This is a genomic window from Selenomonas sputigena ATCC 35185, assembly GCF_000208405.1.
GTDB lineage: Bacteria > Bacillota > Negativicutes > Selenomonadales > Selenomonadaceae > Selenomonas > Selenomonas sputigena.
This window is the reverse complement of the sequence record NC_015437.1, coordinates 1-24,473: the sequence shown is the minus strand read 5'-3', so window position 1 is coordinate 24,473 and position 24,473 is coordinate 1. Positions and strand designations below refer to the sequence as shown.

Genomic DNA, 24,473 nt, shown 5'->3' with positions numbered 1-24,473 from the left:
AAGAATTCATAGTACAATAACATAGTATGGATAGACAGGAAACGGGGGTGTCCCCGTTATCGACAGATCAGGAGGGAAATGTATGGCATTGATGGATACATTGAAGAAGACCGATGAGAAGATCGCTTCGGCGCTGGAGGCGGAGCTTTCGCGCCAGCGTCACAAGCTTGAGCTGATCGCTTCGGAGAACATCGTGAGCCGCGCCGTCATGGAGGCGCAGGGAAGCGTGCTCACGAACAAGTACGCCGAAGGCTACCCGGGCAAGCGCTACTACGGCGGCTGCGAGTGCGTCGACGTCGTCGAGGCGCTTGCCATCGAGCGTGCGAAAGAGCTGTTCGGCGCAGGCTATGTCAACGTGCAGCCGCACTCGGGCGCACAGGCGAACATGGCGGTGTTCTTCTCGCTGCTTTCGCCCGGCGACACCTACATGGGCATGAATCTCACGGACGGCGGACACCTCACGCACGGCAGCGCCGTCAACATGTCGGGCAAGTACTTCCACGTCGTCCCCTATGGCGTGGACAAAGAGACAGAGTGCATCGACTACGATGCGCTGGAAAAGCAGGCGAAGGAAGTCAAGCCGAAGCTCATCGTCGCCGGCGCTTCCGCCTATGCGCGCATCATCGACTTCGAGCGGCTCTCCGCCATCGCCAAGGCGATCGGCGCCTACCTCATGGTCGACATGGCGCACATCGCGGGACTCGTCGCGGGCGGCATGCATCCAAGCCCGCTGCCGTGGGCGGACGTCGTGACGACGACGACGCACAAGACGCTTCGCGGCCCTCGGGGCGGCATGATCCTCACGAAGGACGCGGAATTCGGCGCACAGTTCAACAAGGCGATCTTCCCCGGCATCCAGGGCGGCCCCTTGATGCACGTCATCGCGGCGAAGGCTGTCGCCTTGGAAGAAGCGCTGCAGCCCGCCTTCAAGGAATACGCCGCACAGGTCGTGAAGAATGCCAAGACGCTCGCCGCCTCTTTGCAGGAAAAGGGCTTCCGCATCGTCTCGGGCGGCACGGACAACCACCTGATGCTCGTCGACCTCAGGAGCAAGGGCGTCACGGGCAAGGAGGCGCAGAACCTCCTCGACGGCGTCGGCATCACGGCAAACCGCAACACGATCCCCTTCGAGCCTTTATCCCCCTTCGTCACGAGCGGCATCCGTCTCGGCTCGCCCGCGCTCACGACGCGCGGCTTCAAAGAGGCCGACATGGAAAAGGTCGCCGCCATCATCGCGCTCGTGCTCGATCATGCGACGGACACGGCTGCGCAGGAAGAAGCAAAGAAACGCGTTGACGCCCTTTGCGAAAAATATCCCCTTTACGAGTGAGGAGGCATCCCATGACTCAGGAAAACCAAGCAGATCTCGCCGTGCACATCGTCGATCATCCGCTCGTCCAGCACAAGCTCACGCTCATGCGCCAGAAGGAAACGGGCACGAAGGACTTCCGCGAACTTCTCGAAGAGATCGCCATGCTCATGGCTTACGAGATCACGCGCGACCTGCCGCTTGAAGATGTAGAGATTGAGACGCCCGTCGCTCCCTGCCGCGTGAAGAAGCTCGCGGGCAAGAAGCTCGGCATCGTTCCCATCCTTCGTGCGGGACTCGGCATGGCGGAAGGCGTGCTGCGCCTCATCCCCGCTGCCCGCGTCGGACACATCGGACTCTACCGCGATCCTGATACGCTGCAGCCCGTCGAATACTTCTGCAAACTGCCGGGCGACATCGGTGAGCGCATGTTCATCGTCGTCGATCCCATGCTCGCTACGGGCGGCAGTTCCGCCGCAGCGCTCGACCTTTTGAAAAAAAAGGGCGCGAAGAGCATCGTGCTCCTCTGTCTCGTCGCTGCGCCGGAAGGTGTGCGCACCGTCAATGCAGCGCATCCCGACATCCCCATCTACGTCGCCGCCGTCGATGACTGCCTCAACGAACACGGCTACATCGTCCCCGGCTTGGGCGATGCCGGCGACCGCATCTTCGGCACGCTGTAAGCCCGCACGAGCATTCCCTTTGCAAGTATCGTGCAGCATCGTGCGCAGTGCACCAAGAAACGTGCAGCGCGCCCCTTTACAAGCGGAAAAAGATGTGGTAAACTAGCACAGTACCTTTGAGGAGAGGTGTCCGAGTGGTCGAAGGTGCTTGACTCGAAATCAAGTGTGCAGCAATGTACCGTGGGTTCGAATCCCACCCTCTCCGCCAGTAAATTCAAGGCTTCTAGGCGTTTTGCCCGGAAGCCTTTTTTTGCATTTTATTTTTGACATCATTTTTGACAGCTTCTATATTTTTCCGTACACAAGACGATGTGGTATGAATGCAATGATTACGTCTTGGCAGAACGATGCGGTGATTAAACTTGCAGCCTTCCTGCCCGAGATAAACTCGACAATTTTTTATGCAAACGAAGCGGATTCCGTGTATAATAGAGAAACGAATCAAGGAGAAATAACCTCGCAAAAAGGAGTCAGAAGCGTGAGGATTGTTCGCTATGCGATCTTGTTCTGCGTGCTCGTCGCCCTCTTTACGGGTGCGATGCTCTATTACAGCAGCACGCACCGCGATGAGACGCAGTCGGCGCTCGCCCTCCTCGAAGAGGAGACGCTTTCGCCTGAAGAAAGAGAGCAGGAAGCGGCGCAGCGCGAAGCACGCGAGGCAGAACGTCTTGCCGAAGAGGCGCGAAGAAAAGAGCGTGAGGCTCGCATCGAAAAGCTCAAGGAGGGCATGGAACGCACAGACTCGGGAGCCTATACATGGTACAGCTATCCCGAGGAAAAGAAGCTCGCAGGAGGTCTCTACGTCCAGCCGCTCCTCGGACACAGTCGGGACTCGACGTTTCGCTGCAACATCCTTTACTACTATTCAATGCACGAAAGCAGCATGCGCGGCTGGATCTTCGGCGACCACTTCGCCATCGAGGCAGACGGCGAGCGACGCACTTGGGAGATCGCGGAAAAGAAGCGCCGCGACCATCTCGACAAGGATGTCGAGTTTCTGACGGAACGCTCCCAGATCGCTTTGGGCGAAGAGGGAGCTTTTATCCTTCGCCGCGCGTCAAATGCCCACGCGGCGCGTTTCATCTACTGGTCGACGGCGGAGGGAAAATCCATCAGCCATACGCTGACGAGCGAGGAGAAGCGACGCCTCAGAAACATGATCGCCCTGTACGATTTATGGCAAGAACCTTAATCTTTATGGTATACTATAGACAGATATATATGAGTATCTTTGGAAGACTCCATCCATCCGGTCTTTTTGGGGAGGAATGCAGCATGAAGGACATCCGAAAGGTTCTGACGATCGCAGGCTCAGATCCGAGCGGCGGCGCAGGCATACAGGCGGACATCAAGACCATCACGGCGCACAAGATGTACGCGATGAACATCTCGACGGCGCTCACCGTGCAGAATACGACGGGAATCCGCGATACCTTCGTCATTCCTCCGGACTTCATCGCGGAGCAGCTTGACGCTATCTACGATGACATCCGTCCCGACGCCGTCAAAATCGGCATGGTGGCAAACGACGCGATCGTGCACACGATTGCCGAGAAACTGCGGGAAAAGGACGCGAAAAACATCGTGCTCGATCCCGTCATCGCCTCGACGAGCGGCTGCGATCTGATCACGAGCGACACGCTCTTCGCGATGGTCGACGAGCTTCTGCCGCTCGTCGACATCGTCACGCCGAATTTGCCCGAGGCTGCAGCCATCACGGGCGTCGCCATCACCGACGAAGATTCCATGCTCAAGGCCGCCAAAGTCCTGACCGAGAGGTTTCCGATCGCCGTGCTCATCAAGGGCGGCCACCTCGTAGAGAGCGCCGACGACCTGCTCTATGCGGACGGCAAGGCGCGCTGGTACAAGCAGACGCGCATCGACAACGAGAATACGCATGGCACGGGCTGTGCGCTCTCGACGGCAATCGCCTGCGGCCTTGCAGCGGGAAAGCCGCTGACCATCGCCGTTGAGGACGCCAAGGCATACATCACGGGCGCCATCCGCGCGGGACTCAATATCGGCAAGGGACGCGGTCCTTTGCTTCACATGTGGGAATATATGTAAGGAAGCGCTGAATCTTTTCATTCTTCCGAAAGGAGACATTTATGGCAGAGCCAAGGGTCGGGCACATCCATTTTCTCAATATCCTGCCGCTCACCTGGAGCTTCGCGCACGGAGGAAACCGAGGACTGCATCTCGTGCCGGGCGTGCCGGCGGAGCTGAACCGCGAACTTCTGGCGGGCAGGCTCGATGTGAGCGGCATATCATCCATCATCTACGCACAGGGCGACGAAAGCCTTGTCATCCTGCCCGACATCTGCGTGCGCACGGATAAGGCGGTCACGAGCATCCTCCTCGTGACGAAAAAACCCCTTGAGGAAATCAGGGACGACCGCATCATCCTCACGGCGAAATCGGCGACGAGCCACTGCCTCTTGAAGATCATCCTCAAGGAAGGATACGACGCAAGCCCCAACTACTATGTGCGCCACATCGTGCCGCAGAATCCCGTGCCTGACGACGCGGCAGGCTCGCTCTTCATCGGCGACGACGCGCTCTGGCTCTACCACCACCGCCGCGAGGATCTCCACTACTACGATCTCGGCGCCGAGTGGCACAAGCTCACGGGACTCGGCATGGTCTATTCTCTTTGGACAGCGAACCGCACCTTCGCGAGGGAATCGCCCGAAAAGCTGCAGCTCGTCTACGAGCGTCTTGTCCGAGGCATGGCGGAAGGAGTCGCGAACAAGTACGCGACGATCGAATCCGTGCGTGAAGAAAAGGACTTCACCTTCCAGCAGCTTGAAGAATACCTGCAGGTCATCCACTGGGATTTGAAAGACGAGCATCTCGAAGGTCTGGAGCTGTTCTATCGGAAGGCGCATGAATTGAACCTCATCAACCATGTGCCAAAGCTCTGCTTCGCCGATGTGAAGAGAATTTAGGAAAATCATATAAGAAAAAAGGCTGTGCATAAGTCGATGACTTCGACTTATGCACAGCCTTTTCCTTTTCTGTAGATTACATCACTTCGGCTTGTTGACGATTTCATCGATCTTCCAGACCGATCCATGCCTGGTGAGAACAGCCCTGCCGTTGAAATAGCGAGTGCCGCCGGGGTTGTCGACTGCACGCAGCGTATAGGTCAAAGTGACACGATCCTGCGTGGCGCTTTGCACCTCGACGTTGAGCGGCGTGCTGCTGACCGTCGTATTGAAGCCTGGCGCCCAGCCCTCATAGGTCATTTGCGACTGCATCTCAGAACCCAACGCATTGTAGGCGGCGCGCAGATTGCGGTTCGTGATATTGCGATGAAAGGTCTCGAACGTCCGCACGGCATCCTGCGAACCGGAGGACGCGGGATTCGGAGCGGCCGGAGTCTGTGCCTTCGTCTTAGCGGAAGAAGAATCCGACAGGGCGCCCTTCTTCGCCTTGGACAATGCCTGATCGTTCGCGGAAGAGCCGAGTGCATCCTGCAGTTGATTGATGGAAGACTTGGCGGCCGTTGCAGATATAATGTCCTGCTCCTTCAGCGCAGGCAGATTCGTGACGGAATAGAGAGAAAATCCGCCAATGCCCAGAAGCGCGAGAAGAGCGACGAGTCCCAATCCGAAGATGCTGAATTGAAGAGGCGATCCCTTGCGGCAGAGAAAGCCGCCGATCAAGCCGCCCAAGAAAACAAGGATGAGTACGACGGCAATGCCGATCGTGATATAGATATGCGTCATATTCCAGATGCGAAACGTCGCCTGTATGGACTTGTCGCCGCCATTCATCAAGGCAGAAGCGAGATCCCAGACCAAGGTCGTACCGCCATCCGTTACCTTGTCCGCATTGTGACTCTCAGGTGCATAGGGAAGAGACAGGGAAACGTCGGCACGCACGGAAGAGAGCATCGCCTGCATCATGGCGCGCTCATCCTGATCCATATTTGCCTGCGTGTCCTTCTTTCCTTCAAAGAGCACATCGACCGCATAGGTGTCGTAGAGCCAGCCCTTCTTTTGCTGCACGCCTTTCGCCTTGCCCTCGACGGTCTTGAACATATTGCCGTCGGCCTTCGCCATCTCGTCGATCGTCTTGTAATGCGTCGTTTCCTCGATCCCGGACATATTGCCGTCCTGAACGTCCTTGAGCGAAGCGTTCGGATGATTTTTCTTTGCCGATTCACGCGCTTCTTGGATCTGCTCTGCAAGAAGAGGCACGCCGACCATCGTGTTTTTTATATCCACGCTTCCATCCTTGTGGATGGCGGTATCGCTGCTGATGCGAAAGCAGCCGCTCGCCATGACAGAGATGACGAGGAGAAGAAGAATGAAAAATTTCTTTTTGTGAAACATGACGCGCCTCCTTTATATTGACGAAATATCCTAACTCCTTGTATTCGTCGCAAAAGGAAAAAATCCTATCGTCTCCTGCGCCAAATCGTGTAGAAGATGACGGCGAGGACGAGGACGGCAGGGCACAGGATGCCGTAGAGCGCCGCATAGCCGAAGTGGGCGGCGACGAGTCCCAAGGTCGCGGCAGCAAGGCCGACGCTGATGTCGAGCGCCCAGAAGTAGGTCGCCGTCGCAAGTCCTGCACGCTCGGGCGCGACGCTCGCGACGGCGAGCGTCTGCAAGGCGGGGCTTGCAGAGCCGAAGCCCGCGCCCAGAATCGCGGCGGAAGCGAGAAAGGCCGCAGACGACTCGGCTGCGGCAAAGCACAGGAAACCGAGGAAGAAGAGGAGAAGTCCCGGATAAACCGTATAGTCGGCGCCGCGCTGATCGAAGATGCGGCCGATGAAGGGGCGCGTCACGACGATGATGAGCGCGAATATGGCAAAGAAGGCGCTGACGTCCTCTTCCATGCCGAGCGTGCGCGCATAGAGCGGGATGAAGGTCAGGACGCCGCCGTAAGCGAAGAACATGAGTCCGCCAATGAGAGCTGCAGGAAGCGCCTGCCGCTCGACGAGGGAGAATCCCCGGCCTTTTTTCTCTTTTGGCACAACGATCTCATCGGGGAGCTTCCTGCGGTTTGCGAGCCAGAGCGTGAAAAGGGCGCTCGCCGCAAGGAAGACGAAGAGTGCCATCATGCCGAAGGAGCGTATGATGAGGAGGCCTGTAAGAGGCCCGACGACCATCGCGAGATTCGTCGAGAGCGCGAAGTAGCCGATGCCCGTTCCCTTCTTCGCCGCGGGCAGGACGAGCGCCGCCAAGGTGGCCGCCGCCGTCGTGCCGAGCGCAAATTCGATGCCCTGCAGAAGGCGCAGCGTGTAGATCGCTTCTTCCGTATGCGCGAAGCAGAAGGCGAGCATGATGGCGAAGAAGGCGAGCGTCGCGCCAAGGAGCAGTCTGCCCTTATGCAGGCTGTCGATGAGTCGGCCGGCAAACGGGCGCGAGGAGACGGCGCCGATCTGGAAGAAGGTCATGGCAAGCCCCGCTTCCAGCTCGCCGCCCTTCATCTCGTTCATGATGTAGATGGGCAGTCCGACGATGAGGATATACTGCGCCATGAGGTGAAAAAAGTTCGTGGCGCTCATGCCGATGAATTCCGCCGTCCAGAGTGTTTCCACATTCCTTGCTTTTTCTTCGTTCAATGTCTTGCCTTCTTTATTGTTTCAAGATGTTTAGAAAACACGAATACACCCAGCACCGCCGTCTGCCCAATGCACTTTTTCTTACAAATAGCTCCACGCGAGCACCATGAGCACACCGGGGACGCCGAAGATTCCTGCAGCGAGCGACGTGAAGATGTTGATCGTCACATGAAAGCCCAGAAGTTTGACGATGGAGAGCAGCACCGCGCCGACAACGCTGTTGACGATGAATTTCTTCAAAAGACGCAAGGGCAAGTCTAGGAGCTTCGCCGCGATAGAAAGAAGCAGAATGCCGACGGCGAGCGACGCGATGATTTCGAGCATATTAGATTTCCTTTCTGTTTTCGAGCGCCTTGGCGAGCGTGACTTCGTCAGCGTATTCGAGATCGCCGCCGATGGGCAGGCCGTGCGCGATGCGCGTGACCTTGAGTCCTGCGGGCTTCAAAAGCCGCGCGAGGTACATCGCCGTAGCCTCGCCCTCGACCGTGGGATTCGTCGCCATGATGATCTCCTGCACCTCAGCGCCCGCCTCTCCTTCCAGCCGATGCAGAAGCTCCTTCACGCGAAGGTTCTCAGGGCCTACGCCCGAGAGCGGCGAAAGCGAGCCGTGCAGCACATGGTAAAGACCTTTGTAGTCCTTCATGCGCTCGACGGCGGCGACATCCTGCGGCTGCTCGACGACGCAGATCTTCGAGCGGTCGCGCTTTTCCGATGCGCAGATCGCACAAGGATCCTGGTCTGAGAGGTTGCAGCAGACGCTGCAAAAGCCGATCTTCTCCCGCGCTTCGACGATCGCCTCAGCGAGCGCCCGCGCCTTCGCTGCATCCATGTCGAGGACATGATAAGCAAGACGCACTGCCGTCTTGGAGCCAATGCCCGGCAGTGCGCGAAAGTGTTCAATGAGTTTTGCCAGCGGTGCGATATACTGCATCTCAGAACATGCCCGGAGGAAGGCCGAGGCCGCCCGTGAGCTTGCCCATCTCGCCCGCCATCATGTCGTCGACCTTCTTGACCGACTCGTTGAAGGCGGCCGAGAGGAGATCCTGCAGCATCTCGACATCCTCGGGATCGACGGCGGCGGGATCGATATGAAGCGACTGCACTTCCTTCTCGCCGTTCATGACGATCTTGACGGCGCCGCCGCCCGCCGACACCTCGACGGTCTTCTTCTTCAGCTCCTCCTGCATCTTCTTCATGTCATTTTGAAGCTTCTGTACCTTCTTCATCATGCCCTGCATATTGCCCATGTTTCCCATTCCACCAAACATTGCGTTTCTCCTTTCAAAAGCAGGCGCTTCGCCTGCGCTTTTCCTTCGATTATAGCCGCAAAGCGGCTCTTAGGTCAACTGTTTTCCTCCGGCGGCGGCGCATCGCCATCATCCGGCGGCGGCACGTCATCGGGCACCGGCGCATCATCGGGCAGCGAAATGTCATCAAGCACCGGCGCATCATCGAGCGGCGGCGCGTCCTTTTTTTCTGCCGTCTCGGTCACGGACTTGGTTACTGCCTTGCCGCTCGCGGCGAGAGCGGCGATGCGCTGCTCCTCGGGCAGGTCGACGAGATGTCCGCCGAGGAGCGAAACGGCATTTTTCAAGCGGCTTCGCTCTTCGGGCGAAAGCTCGTTCTCGTCGATCTCCAACGGTTTCGGCGAAAGCCCTCGCGGCTCGATCTCGTCGAGCGCCGCCAACGGCGGCTTTTTCTTTGGCGCAGGAGGCGGCGCGGCAGGCGGCACAGCTTGCGCTTCGCACGAGATTGCAAGCGGTGTGCCTGCGATCTCGGCGAGCAATTCTTCGATGATCTTTCGGTAGTCGTCGCGCATTGTGCGCCGCGCGAGCAGGGGACTTGAAAAATGCAGGCGAAACGTGCCCGTGCCGTTTCCGGCGAAAGAGGCACCCTTGAGGCACGCGAGCACGGAGATGCGCTGCTTCTCCTGCAGGCGGGAGAGAAGTTCGGCGTAGATTTTCTCTCCCTCGGGATTCGGCGCGGCCTGCGCGGCAGGAGCGGAAGAAGCAAGCGGTGCGCTATTGCGTGCCGGCGTGCCGGAAGAAGCCGCTTCGTTCGTGCGACTTGCCGCCCGTTTTCTCGCGGTCGGAAGAGGAGATGCTGCAGGCGCGGCTGCTCTCACAGGCTGCGCCGAAAGCTGCGCCTTGAGGGCGGCAAGCTCCGCCTCAAGGCGGGCGACGCGCGCCGCTTCGGCGGGGGCGGGCGCTGCGGCGGGGGTTGGTGCTGGTGCACCTTCTGCACCATCTTCCACATTCTCACGGCAGAGCGAAAGCAGCGCGACCTCAAGCGTGATGCGCGGCTGCGGCGTCCAGCGAAGCTCCGCCATCGCCTCGTGCAGACGCGCGATCATCGCCATGATCTGCGCCTGCGTGAAAAGCGCCTTCTGCTCTTCGAGCGCAGCTCCAGTGTCATCCGCGAGATTGAGCGCTGCAAGAGCGCCCGCCGCCTCGTAGATCATGAGACTGCGCAGATGAATCGTCAATTCCGCCAAGAGCTGCATCGGATCTTTGCCGAGCGCGAGAAGCTCTGCGATCGTTTCCAAGACCTCGCCCTTCGCGCGCTCGCCGATCGCCTTCGTCAGGCGATAGATCGGCTCATGCCCGATGAGGCCGAGGTTCTCCTCGACGCATGCCGCCGTCAATGTATCGCCGTCCAGGCTCGCGCACTGGTCAAGCAGCGACAGCGCATCCCTCATGCCGCCGTCCGCCTGCCGCGCGATGAGGCGAAGCGCTTCCTTCTCACACGGGATCTTCATCTCCTGTGCCACATAGGCGAGCCTCGCTTCGATCTCCTCGACCGTGATGCGCCGAAAGTCGAAGCGCTGGCAGCGCGACTGGATCGTTGCCGGCACCTTGTGCGGCTCCGTCGTCGCGAGGATGAAGACGACATGTGCCGGCGGCTCTTCGAGCGTCTTCAAAAGCGCATTGAATGCCTCCGTCGTCAGCATGTGCACTTCGTCGATGATGTAGACCTTGTAGCGCCCTTCGGCGGGCGTGAATTTCACCTTCTCGCGCAAGTCCCGCATCTCGTCGATGCCGCGGTTCGACGCCGCGTCGATCTCAAAGACGTCGAGCGCCGTGCCGTCGGCGATCTTCGTGCAATTTTTGCAGACGCCGCAAGGCTCGGGCGTCGGCCCCTTCTCACAATTCAGCGACTTCGCGAGGATCTTCGCCGTGCTCGTCTTGCCCGTGCCGCGCGGGCCGGAAAAGAGATAGGCATGAGCGATGCGTCCTGCGGAAATCGCATGGGAAAGCGTCCTCGATACGGCCGTCTGCCCCACGAGATCCTTGAAACTTCCCGGCCGCCATTGGCGGTAGAGCGCGATGTACGCCATATCGTCCCTCCTTGAACGCATAGAAAACTGCAAACGAATCCATAGAAAAAAGCTGCCGCACCAAGCCGAAACTCCGCACAGCAGCAAATACTCCTTTTCCACTTCGGGGCGCGACCCCCAGGCGCCCTCGCGGCACATGAAGCGGTTCGCTTACCGCTGCTTCCTTCCGGACCTGACGGGGTTCACGAGACTCCATTGCGCAAGACCAAGGCGCCGCGCTCCGAACTGGAAAAGGCTTCTCAAAAGAGCAACATAGAAAACGCCCATTGCGTTCTTTGATTGTAGCATAGACAGGCAGAAGCCGTCAACCGCTGTTCATATCCGATTGGCCCTGCGTCCTTACAAAAACCTAGCCAATCAGCCTGTGCCCTTTGGGCTTGACCTCTTAGGGTTTCACGAGTAGAATATGAAGTATAAAGGTGGCTGGTCAAAATGAATAAAGCGGATTTTGATGAGATGGATCCGGAGACTCAGGAAATCCTCGACAGGCTCTCCCCTGCGCCCGAAAAGCTGCAGGAAGAGGGCTGGAATAGTCGTGCCCAACAACAGATGATGTTGGAAGAAAACGGACACAACGCATGAGTCTGACGGATGAGACGCGGCAAAAACTACAAAAGCAGATCGACGCCCTCAAGAAGCGCATGCTCTACGATGCGAACGATCTCGACTATGAGACGCATCTCTTTCTGGTTCGTACCCTGCAAAAGATGCTCGACCGGAAAAAATGCAAGCCTTGAGGATCTCTTGAAGTCTGTCTTTTGCGGTTTTTGCTTATGCAAGGGATGCGCATTGATATTTCAGCGCTCCCTTAGAAAAGAAGAGAGAATCATGCATTTTATTCCTTCCCGAAAAAAAATCATTGCTGCACTCATGATGGGAGCTTTTGCCGGCGGCATGGCTCCTATCTTTGTTGCGGGCGCAAACACAGCATGTATTTCCACGGTCTCCGTCGCACACGCAGCGTCTTGCCCTACGCCGACGAAGCGCTATCAGGAGGCGGCACGAGACGACAGTGAGGACAAGGCGGCGGACGCGACAGAAAGCGTGAGCGACAATATTTTCAAGGCCGCTTGGAGAATCGCCCTGCTCGTCGCCATCGTTTTCCTTGCACGAATCGGCTGGAAGCATTTCCACAAGAAGAAAAACGCATAGAGAAGGGGTCTAAACATGGCCAAAGAAACGACACTCGCCACGATCGACCATCTGATTGAGCGCTATCCTGTGCTCGCTCCCATGGAAGAACCGCTGAAAGCCGCTGTCGAAACGATTGTCAACTGCTACAGAAAAGGCGGCAAACTGCTCATCTGCGGCAACGGCGGCAGCGCAGCCGACGCCGAACACATCACGGGAGAGCTGATGAAGGGCTTCCTTCTGCCGCGCCGCTTAGGCGAGGACAAGAGGCAGAAGCTCATGGACGCCTGCCCCGAAGATGCAGCGTACCTCATCGAGAACCTGCAGGAAGCCCTGCCCGCTCTTTCCCTCGTCAACCAAATTGCCCTCGGCACGGCGTTTGCCAACGACCAGGCGCCCGACCTCGTCTTCGCCCAGCAGGTATTCGGTCTTGGCAGGGAAGGCGACGTCCTTCTCGCCATCAGCACGTCGGGCAATTCGCAGAATGTTCTCTATGCCGCGCAGGTCGCGCGCGCTTTCGGCATCTCCGTCATCTCTCTGACGGGCATGGGCGGCGGCAAGCTGCGCGCTCTGACCGACATTCTCCTCGCCGTTCCCGACAAGGAAACGTACCGCATACAGGAACTTCATCTGCCGATTTATCATGCTCTTTGCATAGCGGCCGAAGAAGAATTTTTTGGTACGAATGATAAATGACAGAATAAAAAACGCAAATTATTCCAAAAATATGGTATAATATACCCTGAAGAAAATGGAATGCACCATGGGGGGATTGCCATGATTGCGGAAAAACAATGGATAAAATTGCAGAACGGCAGCGACGTGCGCGGCGTTGCCGTATCCGGCGTCGCCGACGAGTCCGTCAATCTGACGGAAGAAGTTGCAGGCCGCATCGCGAACGGCTTCGTAAATTTCCTTGAAGAGAAGATCGGCAGGAAAGCGCAGGAAATGACGATCGCCGTCGGACACGACTCGCGCATTTCCGCTCCCTGCTTGAAGCGTGCCATACTCGCCGCTCTTCTTTCCCGCGGCGTCCGAGCGCTCGACTGCGGCCTTTCTTCCACGCCCGCGATGTTCATGTCCATCCTCTTCGATGAGACAAGGGCCGACGGCTCCATCATGATCACGGCGAGCCATCTGCCCTACAACCGAAACGGCATGAAATTCTTCACGGAGAAAGGCGGACTCGAAGCGAGCGACATCAAGAAGGTTCTTTCCTATGCCTCGAAGAATCCCCTGGTCCAAGGAGACGAAAAAGAAGCCGAGAAGTTTGACCTCATCTCCGTCTATGTCGACCATCTGCAGAAGAAGATTTGCGAGGGGATTTCCGCCGCGCCCGAGGAGAAACCTCTTGCCGGCATGCGCATCGCAGTCGACGCCGGCAACGGCAGCGGCGGCTTCTTTGCCACGAAGGTGCTCGCCCCGCTGGGAGCAGACACTACGGGCAGCCGCTACTTAGAGCCGGACGGCATGTTCCCAAACCATATCCCGAACCCCGAAAACCGCGAAGCGATGGCCGCCATCTGTGAAGCCGTCCTCGAAAATCACGCCGATCTCGGCCTGATCTTTGATACCGATGTCGACCGCATGAGCGCCGTCCTGCCCACGGGCGAGGAAATCAACCGCAATGCGCTCATCGCCATGATGGCGGCCATCCTAGCGCCCGACTATCCAAAGTCAACGATCGTCACGGATTCGATCACTTCCGACGAACTGACCGACTTTCTGGAAAACGAGCTTCACCTCCGTCACCATCGCTGATCCGTATTCACCTCGCCGACGCCCGATCAGATTTATGAAGGAATCAAGGCCGTCGCCACAGATGCGGGAGTCCTCGCGATCGTCAAGAATTATACGGGCGATGTCCTGAACTTCGAAATGGCGATTGACATGGCGAAGGATGAAAGCGTCAACGCCGACTACGTCATCGTCAACGATGATGTCGCCGTCAAGGACAGCCTCTATACGACGGGCAGGCGCGGCGTCGCCGGAACGATCTTTGTCCATAAGATCGCAGGGGCACGTGCCGAAGAGGGCGCCTCCCTCGCCGAGGTCAAAGCGTGCGCCGAAAGCGTCATCAAGAACGTCCGCTCGATGGGCATGGCGATCGCCCCATGCACCGTTCCCGCTGCCGGAAAGCACGGATTCACGCTCGCAGAAGACGAAGTCGAGATCGGCATCGGCATCCATGGCGAGCCGGGCACGAGCCGCGAGAAGATGCTCTCGGCCAACGAAGCGGCGAAGAGACTCCTTGATACTATTCTTGCCGACCTCGACTACTCCGGCAAGGAGGTCGTCGTCCTCGTCAACGGCATGGGTGCAACCCCCTTGATGGAGCTTTACATCATCAACAGCTTCGTGCAGGACTACTTGAAGGAAAAAGGCGTCAAGGTATACGACACGATGGTCGGCAACTATATGACAGCCATCGAGATGGCGGGATTCTCTCTGACGCTCCTGCGTCTTGACGAGGATATGAAGCGCCTTTACGACGCCAAAGCCGATACGCTTGCCTGGAAAAAATAAACGGGAAAAAACTCTTTGAAACGGGACGGAACAAAGAATGAAGGGGCAATGTATGGATACGAAAAAGCTGCTTGAAATCATGAAAGCGATCTCTGAAAAAATCGAAGCGGAAAAGGATGTCCTGACCGAGCTGGACAGCGCCATCGGCGATGGAGATCACGGCATCAATATGGCGCGCGGTGCAAAAACCGTGATGGAAAAGCTTCCTTCGCTCATCGGAAAGGACAGCGGCGCCATATTCAAGGGCATCGGCATGGCCGTCGTATCGAGCGTCGGCGGAGCTTCGGGCCCTCTCTACGGCACGGCTTTCATGAAGGCGGGCGACGCGCTCAAGGGAAAGATGGAGCTTTCCGCCGAAGACTTTCTCGCAGCATTTTCCGCCTCCGTCGCGGGCATAAAGATGCGCGGCAAATCGACCATCGGGGAAAAGACCATGCTCGACGCCCTTTGCCCTGCCGAACGTGCCATGCGTGAAGCCGTAGAAGCGAAGAAGACACTCAAGGAGGCCTTGGAAGCCGCCGCTGTCGCCGCTGAAAAGGGCGCGGAGCGCACGAAGGATCTCGTCGCCACCAAGGGACGCGCGAGTTACCTCGGCGAGCGCAGTCTCGGCCACAGAGATCCGGGCGCCGTATCCTCCTCCTTCATGCTGCGTGCCATGGCAGACGCCATGTAAGGGGGCGGGCATCATGTTCAGCATCGTCGTTGTTTCCCATAGCGAAAAACTTGCGGAAGGCGTCGCCGAAGTCGCCAAAATGATGGCACGCGATGTAACGATCGTCGCCGCCGGGGGCATGGAGGACGGCAGTCTGGGCACAAGCTATGAGAAGATCGCCGCCGCTATCGACAAGGCCTATACGGACGACGGCGTCGCCCTCTTCATGGATATGGGAAGCGCCGTCATGACGGCGGAAATGGTTCTCGAATCCATGTCAGACCGCCGCCTCAAACTCATCGACGCCCCGCTCGTCGAGGGCGTCGTCCTCGCCGCCGTCGAAGCTTCTTCAGGAACCGCGCTCGAAGACTTGGCGGGAAAGATGCAGCAGGCGCGGGATATGCACAAAATCGGGATATAGGGAAGAATCGTCCAGCAAATAGGGCTGTGCCGACGTCGTGGAGATGTCAGCACAGCCCTATTTCATTCCTCTTCCAATAACCAGCGCAGGACATTCCTCTTCTTTATGCCGTCGTAATCCGCCGTCGCATTCACTTCGTCCAAGGTAAGAAGATATTTCGGGTAATTATCCTTGATCGATCGCAAGGATTTCAACTCACGTTCCAGAACCTCCGGCTGCTGGGTCGATTCTGCCACTTGGATGTAGACATGACCTTTTTCATTCTGCACTACGAAGTCGACTTCGCCGCTCGGCAGAGCACCGACGTAGACGCGATAACCACGCCGCAGAAGCTCCAAATAGACGATATTTTCCAGTACATGCCCCGTATCCTGCCCCTTCCTGCCGATGAGGAAAAAGCGCATGGCAACGTCGACCACATAGTATTTTGAATTGATGCGCAGCACTTCCTTGCCGACAAGGTTGAAGCGATCAGCTTGATAGACGAGAAGTCCGTCCTGCAAGCCCTGCAAGTATCGCTCCACCGTCTTGGCGTCGATCTTTCTTCCCGCACTCGTCATAGAATCCGCTATCTTCTTGGGAGAAAGCAGACTTCCTACATGAAGGAAGAGATACTTCGTAACGCTTTCGAGCATCTTGGCGTCAGCAATGCGCAGACGCGCCACGATATCTTTCAAAAGAATCGTGCTGTATATGCCTTGCATGTACTCGTTGATATCCTTCTCTCGTCCGTCAAGCTGCATGGCATAGGGAAAGGAACTTTCTCTCGTATACTTTTCGTACAGCTCCCGCAGACTGAATCTTTCTTGCAGCATCTCGCGGCTGCAGAATTCCCGAAAGGACAAAGGAAGCATACGAAGCTCCACATAGCGGCCGGAAAGCAAGGTGGCCAGATCGCTCGACATGAAATAAGCGTTCGATCCCGTGATATAGATATCCACTTTTTCCTTGATGAAGAGACTGTCCACGGCCTTTTCAAACTGCGGCACATGTTGTATCTCATCGAGAAAGACGTAATTCCACTTTCCCGGCACGAGCCTTTCGCATACATAGCGGTACAGAGCATGATACTCCTGCAGGTCTTCAAATTCCAGATTCTCGAAGTTGATGACGTGAATCTGCTCTTCTGTCACGCCGTCTTGCAGCAAATGATGCTGGTAGAGGGAAAACAACGTGGATTTGCCGCAGCGGCGCACGCCCGATACCACCTTGATGATAGGACGCTCACGATTGCGCTGCAGGAAATCCATATAAGATGCACGCTCGATCAGTTTCATGATATTCTCCTTGTGATAATAAAAAATGGAATCCATTCCTTCTTTATCATTATATCATGATTTCAGAAGAATGGATTCCGTTTTTTTCTATATGTTCTTAAATATCGAGATTTCTCACGTGCTTGGCGTGCTCTTCGATGAACTGGCGGCGCGGCTCCACCTTGTCGCCCATGAGGATCGTGAAAAGCTCGTCAGCTTCTTCAGCGTCCTCCATGCGCACTTGGAGCATCGTCCTGCCTTCGGGATCCATCGTCGTTTCCCAAAGCTGCTCGGGATTCATCTCGCCGAGGCCCTTGTAGCGCTGCACGGTCGCGTTGTCCCTGCCGACTTCGTTGAGTTTCTGCGCCAGCTCGTCGTCGCTGTAGGTGTACCAGTGCTTCTTGCCCTTGCGAATCTGGTAGAGCGGCGGCTGCGCGATGTAGACGTGGCCGCGCTCAATGAGCGGCTTCATGTAGCGGTAGAAGAAGGTCAGGAGGAGCGTGCGGATATGCGATCCGTCGACGTCGGCATCGGTCATGATGATGATCTTGCCGTAGCGACGCTTCGCGATGTCAAAGTCGTCGCTGATGCCCGTGCCGAACGCCGTGATCATCGTGCGGATCTCGGCATTGGCGAAGATCTTGTCAAGACGCGCTTTCTCGACGTTCAGGATCTTGCCGCGCAGGGGCAGGATTGCCTGGAAACGGCGGTCGCGTCCCTGCTTCGCCGAGCCGCCGGCGCTGTCGCCCTCGACGAGGTAGATTTCCGCCTGCTCGGGATCTTTGATCGAGCAGTCCGCGAGCTTTCCGGGCAAGCTCGACACTTCGAGCGCATTCTTGCGCCTTGTCAGCTCACGCGCCTTTCGCGCCGCTTCCCTCGCACGAGATGCCATGATCGCCTTCTCGATGACCTTCTTCGTGATGGCGGGATTTTCCTCGAAATACTCGGTCAGTCCCTCGGTCACTATGGAATCGACAATGCCGCGCACCTCGGAATTTCCGAGCTTCGTCTTCGTCTGACCCTCGAACTGCGGCTCATGAATCTTGAGACTGATGACGCAGGTCAAGCCCTCTCTGACATCCTCGCCCGAGAGATTGCCGTCCTTGTCCTTCAATATGCCCTGCTTTCGCGCGAAGTCGTTCGCCGCCCGCGTCAAGGCGATCTTGAAGCCCGCGAGATGCGTGCCGCCCTCCTCGGTGTTGATATTGTTGACAAAGCTGTAGATATTCTCCATGTAGCTGTCGTTATACTGCATGGCGATTTCCACAACGGTATCATCCTTGATACCATTGAAGTAGATCGGCGTCGGATGAATGACTTCCTTCTTGCGGTTCAGATGCTCGACGAAGGAACGGATGCCGCCCTCATAGAAGTACGACTCCTCGCGCCCCTCGCCGCGCTTGTCCACGAGGCGAATCGTGATGCCCTGATTCAGAAAGGCCAGCTCGCGCAGACGATGTTTCAAGGTGTCGAAGCTGTACTGTGTCACCGTGAAGATCTCAGGGTCGGGGACGAAGTGAACCTTCGTTCCCGTCTTTTCCGTCTCGCCGATGACCGTCAAAGGAGCGGCTGTAACGCCCTGCTCGAAGCGTATGCTGTGGATCTTGCCGTCGCGCTTGACTTCGACGTCCATCGACGTGGAGAGCGCATTGACGACGGAGACGCCGACGCCGTGCAGGCCGCCCGACACCTTGTAGCCTTCGCCGCCGAACTTCCCGCCCGCGTGCAGGACGGTCAGGACGACCTCGACCGCAGGCTTGCCGCTCTCGTGCATGTCGACGGGGATGCCTCGCCCATTGTCGACGACGGTGATGCTGTTGTCCTTTTCGATCGTCACGTCAATATGGTCGCAATAGCCGGCCAGAGCCTCATCGATCGAGTTGTCGACCACCTCGTAGACGAGATGGTGCAGGCCGCGCTCCGACGTGCTGCCAATATACATGCCCGGGCGCTTTCTTACAGCTTCCAAGCCTTCCAGAATCTGAATCTGATTGGCGCCGTAGTCGCCGTCAACCGCCGTGACGTCGGCGCTGTCCATATCCTTGTGAATCTCGACGTTTTCCAAATCAAGGTCATCGTCGCGCACTTCCTCCGCAAACTTCGCCGCTTCCTCTTCGCGCAGCTTCTCCTCGGCCGCATCCTGCTCGGCGCGGTCGAGCGCTTTTTGGAGCGCATCCTTCTTTTTTTCCATCTCTATATTGTCCCTCCATCGTTCCTCAAAACATCTATGACTGCACTGCAAAATCATGCAAGTTCATTCCATAAGCGGGCGATTGTATGCGCCTTTTCAAAGACTGCGCGGAAATCACCGAGAAATAAAGCCCTTCATCCGTAACGATGACGGAACGCGGCTCTTTTCTCAACGCTGCACTCTTTGCAATATCCTTCTTCCCAAGGGCATTTCCGAACTTCTCTCGATATATCTCGATGTCAAGAATCGCCAATATGCTGGAAACGGCAACCAAGCTGTCATCGCCTAGGTGCAGATACATGAAATCCCTCCCCGCTCTTCGCGCCCCGTTTTGCCGTCTTTTTCATGACCTCCGAGCGCTTGGGGAAGGGACGGAACACCGTTCCTTCCGCCATCTCGCGGCGAAGATCGTAAAGCGTGCGGCGCACGACGTCCTCCGTGAGCTGCTCCGGCCGCAGCGAGCGGTAGAGCATGACGAGCGTCTTCGCCTCCAGACTCTCCCAATCGCCGAATTCGATGCGGCGGGCAAGCTCCTGCACAAGACGCGTGCGCTCGGAAGCGACCATGGCGGGCGTGCAACGAAGATGATCTTTGATGTCCGCATAGCGCGCCCACGGAAGATCGAGCAAATGGCGGCGAACCGAGCGGCGTCTTTCGCGCCGCTCCCTGCAGGTGCAGGAAGGGCACACGCCTTCGCCGGAAAACAGCTTGCCGCATTGCGGGCAAGGCTTCTCACCGAGCGAAAGAAGCGCTTTCTCACGCTTCTTTCGCCGCTGAGATATATGCCGAAGTTTCTTCCGCAGACGTTCCTCGCTGACGAGAGAAACGCTTCTTTCGCATGCCTCCTGCTCCTCCTCGGTCAATGTCATCTCCCGCAGAGCCTTTCGGTATGCTTCCTGCTCGTCAGCTTCTTCCTGCACACGCCCCGAAGCCTGAAAGAGAACGATGTCGCCTTTTTTCCAAGAAAAGGCGAGTTCCTTCACCATCTCGAAACCTGCAAAGGTGTTGAAGCGCGCGAGTATCGTCATCTGCATGAGCGTGATCTCGTTTCGCCAGGCGGGCACAGAGGCATGGAGCAGGAGCTTTTCGCCTTCGATGCCAATCGGCTGGACGTGCGAGGCGATGCCTTCGCCGACGATTTCCGGCCAACGCGCGAGGACGAAGCGTTCCTGATAGGTGCGCTCGATCTTCTTGCCCAGAGCATGGATGCTTTTTGGTATCACCTGATTGATTTTTTCCATGCCGGGATTGCGGCGATAGGAGCGTTTCATGGTCTGCCCTTCCCCAAAGTAAGGATTCTTTCTGATACTATATGGAAAAACTTCCATATAGTATCAAGTAAATATTTTCCCTGCTCGCACATGGAAGATATTCCCCATAAATTTTTCCGGCAGATATGCGGCATCCGTCGCCGTGAGCAAGGTCTGTATATGCTCTCTGCCGATGAAGTCCAGGAGTTTCTCCCTGCGCGTGCCGTCCAGCTCGCTCATGACGTCATCGAGCAGAAGTACCGGATATTCTCCCGTCTCCGAGCGAAGAAACTCCAATTCGGAAAGCTTCAGGGCGAGAACGCCCGTGCGCTGCTGCCCCTGCGAACCGAAGGAGCGAAGGTTGACGCCGTTCACTTCAAGACGGATGTCATCCCTCTGCGGGCCGACGCTCGTCGAGCCGCGCAGGACGTCAAGATCCAAGGACTCCTCCAACTTCTTATTATACCATGGAACAAGCTCCTCTGTCACGCAAGGCGGCTCTTCCTCTGCACCGCAAAGCTCATACGAAAGGGAAAGATTTTCTTTCCCTGCAGAAATCCGCCTTTGCATGAGGTTCGCCAGCATGTTGAGCTTTTTGACGGCGAGAAAACGCTTCTCGACGATGTGCGCGGCGCTTTTGGCAAGCTGCTCATCCCAGAGGGAAAGCATTTCCTTTCCCGCACGGCGCTCCCGAATCTTCTTCAACAGGCTGTTCCTTTGCGTGAGAATCCGCGTATACTGCATCAGTTCATGGCCGTAGGAGGGACTTGCCTGTGAGATTTCCCCGTCGAGGAAGCGTCTTCTCTCAGCGGGCGCCCCCTTGATGAGGAAGAGATCCTCGGGGGAGAAGAGGACGGCATTGAATACGCCGAAAAGCTCCTTTGTTTTAATCGGCTCGCCATTCTTGCGGATGGAACGGCGTCTGCCGCGTTGAAATTGAAATTCCAGCGTATTTTCCACGTCAAGACGCTCAAAAAGAAGCCCAATTTTCGCTGCAGGAGCATCCCAAGCGATGAGGTCGGCATCCGCATTCGTTCGATGCGAACGACCGATCGCCGCATAGTAAAGAGCCTCCGCAATATTCGTCTTTCCCTGCGCGTTTTCGCCGAGAAAGACGTTGATATTGGGAGACAGACTGAGGTCAAGCTCTTCATAGTTGCGAAAACATTTCAGACGGAGGCTCTTTGCTTTCATCGCACATCAATTCTGCGTGCGCACAGGCGTGACGATGTAGACGAAAGTGGGATTGTCCTCCTCGCGCACAGCTGCCGCCTGCAGGCTTTGATTCAAGAGAAAACGAAAGTTTTTGCTGTCGATGTTCTTCAAAACGTCAGTGACATATTTCGCATTGAAGGCGATGTTGACGGCAGGGCCATCGATGGAAGCGGCGACGATTTCGTCTGCCTTTCCTATATCGGGGCTGTTCGACGAGATATGAACCTGATTGCCGCCAAATTCCAGGCGAATGATATTGTAGTCGGCGGAGCGCGAGATTAAGGATACGCGGTCGACAGCGGCAAGAAAGTCTTCCGTGTCGAGCGTTACCGTCGTAGCGAAGTTTTTCGGTATGACGCTGTCATAATTGGGGAATTGCCCTTCGATCAGACGGGACATCAATACGACGTTCTCGAACTGGAAGCTCGCTTGGTTCGACGAGCAGCAGACGTCAACCTCGACGGGCATGTCGGAATTCAAGGCGCGCAAAAGCTCATTGAGTATTTTTGCGGGAATGATGATATGAAGATCGCCCGAAAGGTTTGCAATCACTTCTTTTTTTACGGAGAGACGATGCGTGTTCGTCGCCGCCATCTTCAGAGTTTCTCCGTTGATTTCCATCTGGCAGCCGGTAAAGACGGGACGCGCTTCATCTGTCGAGCAGGCGAATACCGTCTTTTTGATGATGTCTCGAAGCACGTTGTCCTGAATTTTGAAACGAATGCCGTCTTCCAGACGCTTTACCGTTGGAAAGTCATTGGCCGGCATGGAAAGAAGCGTGAAGTTGGAAGCGGCCGATTGGATCTTGCTGATGTTTTCGTCGATTTCTTGGGAGATCGTGACGGTTTCTCCGGGAAGGCGGCGAATGACCTCCTGCATGTAGCGTCCCGATAGGACAAGTTTTCCCTCCTGTTCCACTTCGGAAGGGATGATGCTGATGATGCCCATTTCATTGTCTGTGGCATGAAGTTCTACTTGGTTGTTTGTAGCCTCCATGTATATGCCTGAGAGGATCGGTGTCTGAGGCTTGTTGGCAATGGCCTTGGAAACGAGCTGAATCGCTTGGGCAAGTTCATTCTTATGGCAGGTGAATTTCATGGGATTCTCCTTTTTGATGATTCGTTTCGCGTGATGTGCCTTATTGACTTATAGTACAAGAATATAGAAAAGCATAGCCGTAATAGTAGTAGGGGCTGTGGAAATGTGGAAAAGGCTTTTGGGGCTTTTGATACCAATGAAGGAGCCTTGTGGGAAAGATGTTGACAAGACGTACTGGAATATCCACATTTCCACAGGGGAAAGCGAAAATAAAAATTGTGCACATATTGGACACAGGATTTCATGGTGCTTTTCCACAGGGTTATGCACGGACGGGGCAGGGAGTGGTTCAGAGGCTTTCGATGCGCTGCATTAGCTGCTCGATCGTGCGGTCGAGTTTGCTGTCTTCTTTTCGTTCTTTGCCGATCTTGTCGCAGGCATGGATGACCGTCGTGTGGTCGCGTCCGCCGAAGGAATTGCCGATTTGCGGCAGGGAGTTGCCCGTCAGCTCGCGGCACAGGTACATGGCGATCTGGCGCGGCATGGCGAGGTTTCTCGTTCGCTTCTTGCCGTGCAGATCATCGAGGCGCAGCTTGAAGTAGGAAGCGACGACTTCTTGGATGAGCTCCATGGTCACTTCGCGCGTCTTTTCCTCCGGGAAGATATTGGCGAGAGCCTCGTTGACAAGGGACGTCGTGACGGGCTGCTTTGTCAGCGAGGCGTAGGCGACGACCCTCGTCAATGCGCCTTCTAGCTCGCGGATGTTGTTGTCGATGCGGTTGGCGATGGAGAACATCACATCGTTCGGCACGTCGAGGTGCTCAAGCGCGGCTTTCTTTCGGAGAATCGCTATGCGCGTTTCGAGATCGGGCGCCTGGATGTCCGTGATGAGACCCCATTCAAAGCGTGAGCGCAGACGATCTTCAAGCGTCTGAATCTCGCGCGGATGGCGGTCGCTCGACAGGATGATATGCTTGTTGGCGTCGTGCAGCGTGTTGAACGTATGGAAGAATTCTTCCTGCGTGTGCTCTTTCTTCGAGAGGAATTGGATGTCGTCGACGAGCAGGACGTCGATGTTGCGGTATTTCTGGCGGAAGGATTCGGGATTGCCGTCTCGGATGGAGTTGATGAGTTCATTCGTGAATTTTTCGCTCGAAATGTAGAGGACGCGCATCTGGGGAAATTTTTCGAGGATCTTGTGTCCGATGGCGTGCATGAGATGCGTCTTGCCGAGTCCTACGCCGCCGTACATGAAGAAGGGGTTGTATACCCTGCCCGGCGATTCGGCGACGGCGAGCGCCGCCGCATGGGCGAAGCGGTTGGAATTGCCCGTGACGAAGGTGTCGAAGGTGTAGTGAGAGTTCAGGGACGAGGCGTCTCCGGGAGCAATCATGCCCGGCGGTTCATAGGAGCGGCTGCCGTCTTCTTTTTTTGGTGCTGCATTTTGTGACGGAACGGGAATTTTTTTCGCATCCTTGACTTCCTGTACGGAAGGATTTGTGCCCGTTTCCGTCAGAAGCGTTTCCTGAACAGGCGGAGAAGTGGGCGCAGGTTCGATGTTGAGGTTTTTGATTTCGATCTTGAGTTTTTTCTTTGCAATATCGAGCACGGCGTCTTCCAGAAAAGGGATGTAACGTTTTACAATCCATTCCCTGGCGAGCGATGTCGGTGCGCCGAGCACGAGGGTGGTGTCGGAAAGAGAAAGCGGCTTTACGGGGCGCAGCCAGTCGTTGAGAGCAAGTTCCGTCAATGAGCGCTGTTCGAGAACTTTCTGCAGGATTTGCTCCCAAATTGCCTGCAGTTCGGATTGTTCCATGGATCTGTCCTTTCTTGTCAACAAATTTCGTGCACATGTGTATAATTTGCGTGCATCTTATCCACATTTT

Annotated in this window: 24 protein-coding genes, 1 tRNA gene, 1 other RNA gene and 2 pseudogenes; 14 read left to right on the top strand and 14 right to left on the bottom strand. The window is 56.5% G+C overall.

What is annotated here, in order from left to right; all coding sequences use genetic code 11:
• Positions 1–82: 82 nt before the first annotated feature.
• From glyA to SELSP_RS00110, 6 genes are all read left to right on the top strand, one after another.
• On the top strand, positions 83–1,330 hold the full coding sequence (glyA, locus tag SELSP_RS00135) for a serine hydroxymethyltransferase (RefSeq protein ID WP_006192655.1): 1,248 nt from the start codon (positions 83–85) through the stop codon (positions 1,328–1,330).
• An 11-nt stretch (positions 1,331–1,341) separates the two neighbouring features.
• Entirely contained in the window at positions 1,342–1,992 is a 651-nt protein-coding gene (gene upp, locus SELSP_RS00130; RefSeq protein ID WP_006192654.1) for a uracil phosphoribosyltransferase, read from the top strand.
• 120 nt (positions 1,993–2,112) lie between these two features.
• Positions 2,113–2,200, top strand: a tRNA-Ser gene (locus tag SELSP_RS00125).
• Between the two features lie 270 nt (positions 2,201–2,470).
• Positions 2,471–3,184 carry a hypothetical protein gene (locus SELSP_RS00120; RefSeq protein ID WP_013740466.1) on the top strand — a complete coding sequence of 238 codons (714 nt, stop codon included), beginning with the start codon at positions 2,471–2,473 and terminating at the stop codon, positions 3,182–3,184.
• 83 nt (positions 3,185–3,267) lie between these two features.
• Positions 3,268–4,059, top strand: a complete 792-nt coding sequence (gene thiD, locus SELSP_RS00115) for a bifunctional hydroxymethylpyrimidine kinase/phosphomethylpyrimidine kinase (RefSeq protein ID WP_013740465.1) — start codon at positions 3,268–3,270, stop codon at positions 4,057–4,059.
• Between the two features lie 41 nt (positions 4,060–4,100).
• Positions 4,101–4,940 (top strand): menaquinone biosynthesis protein, encoded by an 840-nt coding sequence (locus tag SELSP_RS00110; protein ID WP_006192651.1) that lies wholly within the window; start codon positions 4,101–4,103, stop codon positions 4,938–4,940.
• A gap of 81 nt (positions 4,941–5,021) precedes the next feature.
• Here the strand turns inward: SELSP_RS00110 and SELSP_RS00105 are convergent, their stop codons facing one another.
• The 7 genes from SELSP_RS00105 to ffs all read right to left on the bottom strand — a co-directional run bounded on the left by SELSP_RS00105 (position 5,022) and on the right by ffs (position 11,119).
• On the bottom strand, positions 5,022–6,332 hold the full coding sequence (locus SELSP_RS00105; protein WP_006192650.1) for a hypothetical protein: 1,311 nt from the start codon (positions 6,330–6,332) through the stop codon (positions 5,022–5,024).
• A gap of 65 nt (positions 6,333–6,397) precedes the next feature.
• Positions 6,398–7,570: an MFS transporter gene (locus tag SELSP_RS00100; RefSeq protein WP_006192649.1), complete on the bottom strand. Its 1,173-nt coding sequence runs from the start codon at positions 7,568–7,570 to the stop codon at positions 6,398–6,400.
• Between the two features lie 81 nt (positions 7,571–7,651).
• Positions 7,652–7,894 (bottom strand): pro-sigmaK processing inhibitor BofA family protein, encoded by a 243-nt coding sequence (locus tag SELSP_RS00095; protein WP_006192648.1) that lies wholly within the window; start codon positions 7,892–7,894, stop codon positions 7,652–7,654.
• 1 nt (position 7,895) lies between these two features.
• Positions 7,896–8,501 carry a recombination mediator RecR gene (gene recR / locus SELSP_RS00090; RefSeq protein ID WP_006192647.1) on the bottom strand — a complete coding sequence of 202 codons (606 nt, stop codon included), beginning with the start codon at positions 8,499–8,501 and terminating at the stop codon, positions 7,896–7,898.
• Between the two features lies 1 nt (position 8,502).
• Entirely contained in the window at positions 8,503–8,838 is a 336-nt protein-coding gene (locus SELSP_RS00085; protein ID WP_006192646.1) for a YbaB/EbfC family nucleoid-associated protein, read from the bottom strand.
• A gap of 74 nt (positions 8,839–8,912) precedes the next feature.
• Positions 8,913–10,907, bottom strand: a complete 1,995-nt coding sequence (gene dnaX / locus SELSP_RS00080; protein ID WP_013740464.1) for a DNA polymerase III subunit gamma/tau — start codon at positions 10,905–10,907, stop codon at positions 8,913–8,915.
• 112 nt (positions 10,908–11,019) lie between these two features.
• An RNA gene (ffs, locus tag SELSP_RS12640) (signal recognition particle sRNA small type) lies at positions 11,020–11,119 on the bottom strand.
• A 220-nt stretch (positions 11,120–11,339) separates the two neighbouring features.
• On the opposite strand from ffs, the gene SELSP_RS12235 reads away from it, so the two are divergent.
• From SELSP_RS12235 to dhaM, 8 genes and pseudogenes are all read left to right on the top strand, one after another.
• Positions 11,340–11,489, top strand: a complete 150-nt coding sequence (locus SELSP_RS12235) for a hypothetical protein (protein WP_006192644.1) — start codon at positions 11,340–11,342, stop codon at positions 11,487–11,489.
• A complete protein-coding gene (locus SELSP_RS00075; protein WP_006192643.1) occupies positions 11,486–11,644 on the top strand; it encodes a hypothetical protein in 159 nt (52 codons plus the stop codon). The genes SELSP_RS12235 and SELSP_RS00075 overlap by 4 nt, the downstream gene beginning before the upstream one ends.
• A 133-nt stretch (positions 11,645–11,777) precedes the next feature.
• Positions 11,778–12,059, top strand: a complete 282-nt coding sequence (locus tag SELSP_RS00070; protein ID WP_232362350.1) for a hypothetical protein — start codon at positions 11,778–11,780, stop codon at positions 12,057–12,059.
• Positions 12,060–12,074: 15 nt separating this feature from the next.
• The gene (locus tag SELSP_RS00065; protein ID WP_006192641.1) at positions 12,075–12,734 is read left to right on the top strand and encodes a D-sedoheptulose-7-phosphate isomerase; all 660 of its coding nucleotides are present in this window, start codon (positions 12,075–12,077) and stop codon (positions 12,732–12,734) included.
• Between the two features lie 81 nt (positions 12,735–12,815).
• Positions 12,816–13,796 (top strand): annotated as a pseudogene (locus tag SELSP_RS12530) (phosphomannomutase/phosphoglucomutase); the annotation flags it as partial.
• A 3-nt stretch (positions 13,797–13,799) separates the two neighbouring features.
• Positions 13,800–14,564: pseudogene (locus SELSP_RS12525) on the top strand (dihydroxyacetone kinase subunit DhaK); the annotation flags it as partial.
• Positions 14,565–14,616: 52 nt separating this feature from the next.
• Entirely contained in the window at positions 14,617–15,237 is a 621-nt protein-coding gene (gene dhaL, locus SELSP_RS00050; protein WP_013740462.1) for a dihydroxyacetone kinase subunit DhaL, read from the top strand.
• A gap of 13 nt (positions 15,238–15,250) precedes the next feature.
• Entirely contained in the window at positions 15,251–15,637 is a 387-nt protein-coding gene (dhaM, locus tag SELSP_RS00045) for a dihydroxyacetone kinase phosphoryl donor subunit DhaM (RefSeq protein ID WP_006192637.1), read from the top strand.
• A gap of 62 nt (positions 15,638–15,699) precedes the next feature.
• Here dhaM and SELSP_RS00040 read toward each other — a convergent pair whose 3' ends face one another.
• From SELSP_RS00040 to dnaA, 7 genes are all read right to left on the bottom strand, one after another.
• Positions 15,700–16,914, bottom strand: coding sequence for an ATP-binding protein (locus SELSP_RS00040; protein ID WP_013740461.1), 1,215 nt, complete (start codon positions 16,912–16,914; stop codon positions 15,700–15,702).
• Positions 16,915–17,011: 97 nt separating this feature from the next.
• Positions 17,012–18,931 (bottom strand): DNA topoisomerase (ATP-hydrolyzing) subunit B, encoded by a 1,920-nt coding sequence (gene gyrB, locus SELSP_RS00035; protein ID WP_211204962.1) that lies wholly within the window; start codon positions 18,929–18,931, stop codon positions 17,012–17,014.
• A 187-nt stretch (positions 18,932–19,118) separates the two neighbouring features.
• Positions 19,119–19,385 (bottom strand): extracellular matrix regulator RemB, encoded by a 267-nt coding sequence (gene remB / locus SELSP_RS00030; RefSeq protein WP_013740460.1) that lies wholly within the window; start codon positions 19,383–19,385, stop codon positions 19,119–19,121.
• Positions 19,363–20,355, bottom strand: a complete 993-nt coding sequence (locus tag SELSP_RS00025) for a DUF721 domain-containing protein (RefSeq protein WP_013740459.1) — start codon at positions 20,353–20,355, stop codon at positions 19,363–19,365. The genes remB and SELSP_RS00025 overlap by 23 nt, the downstream gene beginning before the upstream one ends.
• A gap of 63 nt (positions 20,356–20,418) precedes the next feature.
• On the bottom strand, positions 20,419–21,528 hold the full coding sequence (recF, locus tag SELSP_RS00020; RefSeq protein WP_006192632.1) for a DNA replication/repair protein RecF: 1,110 nt from the start codon (positions 21,526–21,528) through the stop codon (positions 20,419–20,421).
• A 6-nt stretch (positions 21,529–21,534) separates the two neighbouring features.
• Positions 21,535–22,647: a DNA polymerase III subunit beta gene (dnaN, locus tag SELSP_RS00015; protein ID WP_006192631.1), complete on the bottom strand. Its 1,113-nt coding sequence runs from the start codon at positions 22,645–22,647 to the stop codon at positions 21,535–21,537.
• Between the two features lie 289 nt (positions 22,648–22,936).
• Entirely contained in the window at positions 22,937–24,403 is a 1,467-nt protein-coding gene (dnaA, locus tag SELSP_RS00010; RefSeq protein ID WP_006192629.1) for a chromosomal replication initiator protein DnaA, read from the bottom strand.
• Between the last annotated feature and the right edge of the window lie 70 nt (positions 24,404–24,473).